This window comes from Micromonospora deserti (genome assembly GCF_003236335.1).
GTDB lineage: Bacteria > Actinomycetota > Actinomycetes > Mycobacteriales > Micromonosporaceae > Micromonospora > Micromonospora deserti.
This window is the reverse complement of sequence record NZ_POUB01000376.1, coordinates 1-4,651: the sequence shown is the minus strand read 5'-3', so window position 1 is coordinate 4,651 and position 4,651 is coordinate 1. Positions and strand designations below refer to the sequence as shown.

The window sequence follows — 4,651 nt, the reverse complement described above, 5'->3', positions numbered from 1 at the left end:
GGGCTGGGGGCCGCGGCGACCCGGGCGCCGGACCCGGTGTTGCCACCACAACCGGTGACAAGGAGGACCAGGGCCAGGCCGGACGCCAGGACGGCGCGTGGGCGCATCGTTCGCTCCCGAAGGGGGGTCGGGGTCAGCGGACCCCCGACGCTAGTGGACGCCGAGCTGAGCCGGGAGACCCCGTTGTGGGTCCTGTTTCACATTGCCGGGCGGCCGGTGCCGGCCCGGGTCTAGTCGCGCGCCGGCTGCTGCAGGGAGTCCCGTACCGCCGTCGTCAGCGAGACCGCCTCGGCGAGGTCGACCGGCCGCACCACCCCGGCGGGCAGTGTGCCGGCCAACCAGCCGGGCCCGGCGGCGAGCACCAGCAGCGGCCGGCGGGGCGCGGCGAGCAGCGCCCTGAGCTGGCCGGGATCGGCGGTGACCGGGGTGTGCGACCACACCGCGACGGCGGCCGGCCCGGTCCGGTTGACCGCCTCCAGCAGCGCGTCCACCGGCACCCGGGCGCCCAGCATCCGGTACCCGACGCCGGCCTCGGCGAGCGCGGCAGCGAGCGCCTCCAACGGCAGGCTGTGCTGCTCCTCGTCGGCGCAGGAGAGCAGGATGCGCGGCGGGCCGGTGGGGGCGGCGGCCCGGGCGACCGCCGCGAGCGCCTCCGAGACGCACCGGGACAGCAGGTGCTCGACCTCGACCAGACCGGCGGTCGCCGCGTGCCGTTCGCCGATGCCGACGAGGACCGGGCGTAGCAGTCCGTCCCAGGTGGCGACGACGCCGTCGGTCGCCAGGGCGTGCCCGATCGCCTCGCTGATCGCCACCGAGTCCAGGCACATGGCGGCCCGGGCCAGGCCCCGGGCCGCCGGGCCGGCCCGGCCCACCGGGATGGTCGGCCCGCCGCCGGCCCGGCCGCCGGCCGGGCGCGTCCGGCCTCGGGCGCCTGCCTCGGCCGGTACGGCGTCCGGGGCCTGACGCGCCCAGCGGGCGGCCTCGGCCGGGGCGACCCCCTCGGTGGTGAGCCGCCGCATGATCTCCAGACGTGCGAGGTCGGCCGGCGTGTAGCGCCGGTGTTGCCCCGGTACGTGCTCGCTGGGCCCGAGACCGTAGCGCTGATGCCAGGTGCGCAAGGTGGTGACGGCGACCCCCAGTCGCCGGGAGACCGCTCCCGCGCTCAGTGCCTCATCGGTCACCCGGCCGCTCCGCCGCGTCGTCCACGGGGAGCCCGGGCCGGTTGACGGCCTCCTCGGGCGGGCCGGCGGCCGTACCTGAAGGGCGCAGTAGCCGGTTCACCACGCCGCTCAGCCACGGTGCGTACGCACGCGGGTCGGCGTCGAGGTCGGCCGCCAGCTCGACGGGGTCGACCCAGCGCAGCTCGGCCACCTCGGCGGGGTCGGGGCGCAGCGGCGCGTCCGGTCGCCACTCGCCCCGCAGGACGTGGTCGTACTCGAACTCGACCCGCCCGGTCGCCGGGTCCTCGGCGTAGTAGACGTACACCCCGACCTCGGTCAGCTCGACCGGGCCGGCGCCGAGCTCCTCGCGCAGCCGGCGGTTGGCCGCCTCGACCAGCGACTCCCCCGGCCCCGGGTGGCCGCAGCACGAGTTGCCCCAGCGCAGCGGGAAGCGGGTCTTGGTCGCCGCCCGTCGTTGCAGCAGCACCCGGCCCGCCGGGTCGACCAGCAGCACCGAGAAGGCCCGGTGCAACTGACCCGGGGGCTGGTGCGCGGCCGACACGGTCGTCTCGCCGCGCGCCCGCCCGGCGTCGTCGACCAGCTCGACGAGGTGTCCTTCCCGAGACGTCACCCGCTGCGCCCTCCGTCCGTGACTGGGCCGGCCATCAGGCGCCGCCGGTGACGCGGCCGGCGGCGAGCTTGCCGGAGATGAGCACCATCGGCACCCCGACGCCGGGCTGGGTGCCGGAGCCGACGAAGACCACGTTGGGCAGTTCCCGGTGCAGGTTGGACGGGCGGAAGGGGCCGGTCTGGAGGAAGCTGTGCGCGGCAGCGAACGGGGTGCCCGCCGCCATGCCCTGTGCGGCCCAGTCGGCCGGGGTGACGGCCCGCAGCACCTCGACGCCCGCGCCGAAGCCGAGGTATCCGCGCTGCTCCAGGGTCTCGACGAGCTGGTCGGCGTAGCGGCCGCTCAGGTCCCCCCGCCAGTTGAGCGGCGCCCGGTCGAGGTTCGGCACCGGGGCGAGTACGTAGTAGGTGTGCCGGCCGGCCGGCGCCACCGACCGGTCCGTCCGGCTCGGGTTGGTCACCAGCAGCGACGGGTCGGTCATCAGCTCACCGCGCCGGATGACCTCGTCGAACGTCCCCTTCCACGACCGGCCGAAGTGGATGTTGTGGTGGGCGATCCGGCCATAGCCCTGGGTCGAGCCGACGTGCAGCACGACGCAGGACGGTGAGTAGGTCAGCCGGCGTGGCCGGGACGGCGGGAGCAGATCGCGGTAGGCGACCGGCAGGTCGGGGTTGAGCACCACCACGTCGGCCGGGACCAGTTCGCCGTCCGCGGTGAGCACACCGGTGGCCCGGCCGCCGGCGGTCTCCACCCGGGTCACCGTGGTGCCGTACCGGATCTGGACGCCGTGCTTCTCGGCGGCGCCGGCCATGGCCCGGGACACCGCGTGGATGCCGCCGCGCGGGAACCAGACCCCGGCCACCGAGTCGAGGTAGGCGATGACCGCGTAGATGGCCAACGCGTCGTGCGGCGCGAGGCCGGCGTACATGGCCTGAAAGGAGAAGACCCGCTGGGTGCGGGGGTCCCGGAAGAACTGGTTGATCTTGGTTTGGAGGCGGCGGAACGCGCCGCCGGCGAGCAGTCTCAGCAGGTTGCCGGTGATCAGGTCGGCCGGCGAGTCCAGGTTGCGCTCGATGAAGTCGGCCCGCTCCAGCCGCCACAGCTTCTGGGCGTAGTCGACGAAGCGCAGGTAGCCGTCGGCCTCCCGGGGCCCGCAGACGCGGGAGATCTCGGCGGCCATCCGGGTGGTGTCGGTGATCACGTCCAGCGTCGAGCCGTCCGGGTAGTGCGCCCGGTAGGCCGGGTCGAGCGGGGTGAGGTCGAGCCAGTCGGCCAGCTCCTCGCCGACCGCACCGAGCGCCTCGGCGATCAGGTCGGGCATGGTGAGCACGGTCGGGCCGGTGTCGAACTCGTAGACGTCGACGCTGAGCCGGCCGGCCCGGCCGCCCGGCAGCGGCTCGCGCTCCAGTACGGTGACCTGCCGGCCGCTGCCGGCCAGGTGCAGCGCGCAGGCCAGCCCGCCGAGACCGGCGCCGACCACCACCGCCCGGTCGGTGGGCCCCGTCACGGTACGCACCTGACCACCTCCTTCACCAGGTTGCCCATCATGCCGTGGGGCGTGGCGGCGGTGCGCGGACTGCCGGGCGCGTCCCCGCCGTTCCGTCCGTCGGCCCGGTGTCGGCGCCCCCGGCGCCCCCAATGACCGGTGGGAGATGATCCGTTCGGACTCGGGGCCGGCCACGGGAGGAACGGCACCCGCAACCGCGTCGCCGGCCATGCGGCGAGGGTACCCTAGGGTACGAGTTGCGTCGATCGGTGCGTCGATAGCTGAGGAGGGTCGGTGGACCGGGATCTCACCGCCGCCTATGACCGATGCCGTGACCTGCACCGGCGTCACGGCCGCACCTACTATCTCGCCACCCGGCTGCTGCCCGCATGGAAACGGCGGCACGTGCACGCCCTGTACGGGTTCACCCGATACGCCGACGAGATCGTGGACCGCACCGAGGAGCTGCCGCCGGCCGAGCGCGCCGCCCGACTCGACGACTGGGCCGGCCGCTTCGTCGCCGGCCTGCACGGCGAACCGGTCGACGACCCGCTGCTCCCCGCGGTGCTGCACACGATCGCCGTGTTCGACCTCGACCGGGACGACTTCGCGTCGTTCCTGAAGAGCATGGCGATGGACCTGACGGTCACCTCGTACCGCAGCTACCACCACCTGCTCGACTACATGCAGGGCTCGGCGGCGGTCATCGGCACCATGATGCTGCCGATCCTGGGCAGCTCCGATCCGGCGGCGGCCCGGGAGCCGGCCCGCCAACTCGGTTTCGCCTTCCAGCTCACCAACTTCATCCGGGACGTGGCCGAGGACCTAGACCGCGGGCGGACGTACCTCCCGGACGAGGACCTGGCCCGGTTCGGCGTGACCCGCGAGGAGCTGGTGGAGGCCCGCGCCGCCCGGTGCGCCACGGAACGGATCCGGGAGTTGATCGCGTACGAGGTGGGCCGGGCGCGCGCGCACTACGCCGCCGCGGCCCCGGGCATCCCGCTGCTCGAACCCGCCTCGCAGGGCTGCATGCGCACCGCGTACGCGCTCTACGGCGGCATCCTCGACGAGGTGGCCGGGCAGGACTACGACGTCTTCGTGCGCCGGGCCGTGGTGCCGCAGCGGCGCCGGCTGGTCGTCGCCGCCCGTTCCCTGCTCACCCCGGCCGGCGCCCCGGTCGTGATCCCCGGCCCGCCGGGCCCCGTCGTCGCGCGTCCTACGATCGGGGTGCGCTGACCGCAGCCTGCTCAGAGGCAGGAGTGCAGGGCGTCGACCAGGGCCTCGACCCGGTCGTGCTCGGCGAGCCGGGCGGTGGCGTAGGCGAACGTGTAGCCGCGTACCGGGTCGGCCCAGGCGGAACTGCCCCCGATCCCGCCC

The 4,651-nt window shown here is 74.9% G+C and carries 4 protein-coding genes; 1 reads left to right on the top strand and 3 read right to left on the bottom strand.

Going from position 1 to position 4,651, the window contains the following annotated elements:
• Positions 1-230: 230 nt before the first annotated feature.
• Genes C1I99_RS29550 through crtI form a run of 3 tightly spaced genes read right to left on the bottom strand, consistent with a single transcriptional unit; the run spans position 231 to position 3,304 of the window.
• Positions 231-1,181 carry a MerR family transcriptional regulator gene (locus C1I99_RS29550; RefSeq protein ID WP_111137468.1) on the bottom strand — a complete coding sequence of 317 codons (951 nt, stop codon included), beginning with the start codon at positions 1,179-1,181 and terminating at the stop codon, positions 231-233.
• On the bottom strand, positions 1,171-1,791 hold the full coding sequence (idi, locus tag C1I99_RS29545) for an isopentenyl-diphosphate Delta-isomerase (protein WP_111137467.1): 621 nt from the start codon (positions 1,789-1,791) through the stop codon (positions 1,171-1,173). The genes C1I99_RS29550 and idi overlap by 11 nt, the downstream gene beginning before the upstream one ends.
• A gap of 34 nt (positions 1,792-1,825) precedes the next feature.
• Positions 1,826-3,304 carry a phytoene desaturase family protein gene (gene crtI / locus C1I99_RS29540; RefSeq protein ID WP_111137466.1) on the bottom strand — a complete coding sequence of 493 codons (1,479 nt, stop codon included), beginning with the start codon at positions 3,302-3,304 and terminating at the stop codon, positions 1,826-1,828.
• 264 nt (positions 3,305-3,568) lie between these two features.
• Between crtI and C1I99_RS29535 the strand changes: the two genes are divergently transcribed.
• The gene (locus C1I99_RS29535; protein WP_111137465.1) at positions 3,569-4,510 is read left to right on the top strand and encodes a phytoene/squalene synthase family protein; all 942 of its coding nucleotides are present in this window, start codon (positions 3,569-3,571) and stop codon (positions 4,508-4,510) included.
• Positions 4,511-4,651 lie beyond the last annotated feature (141 nt).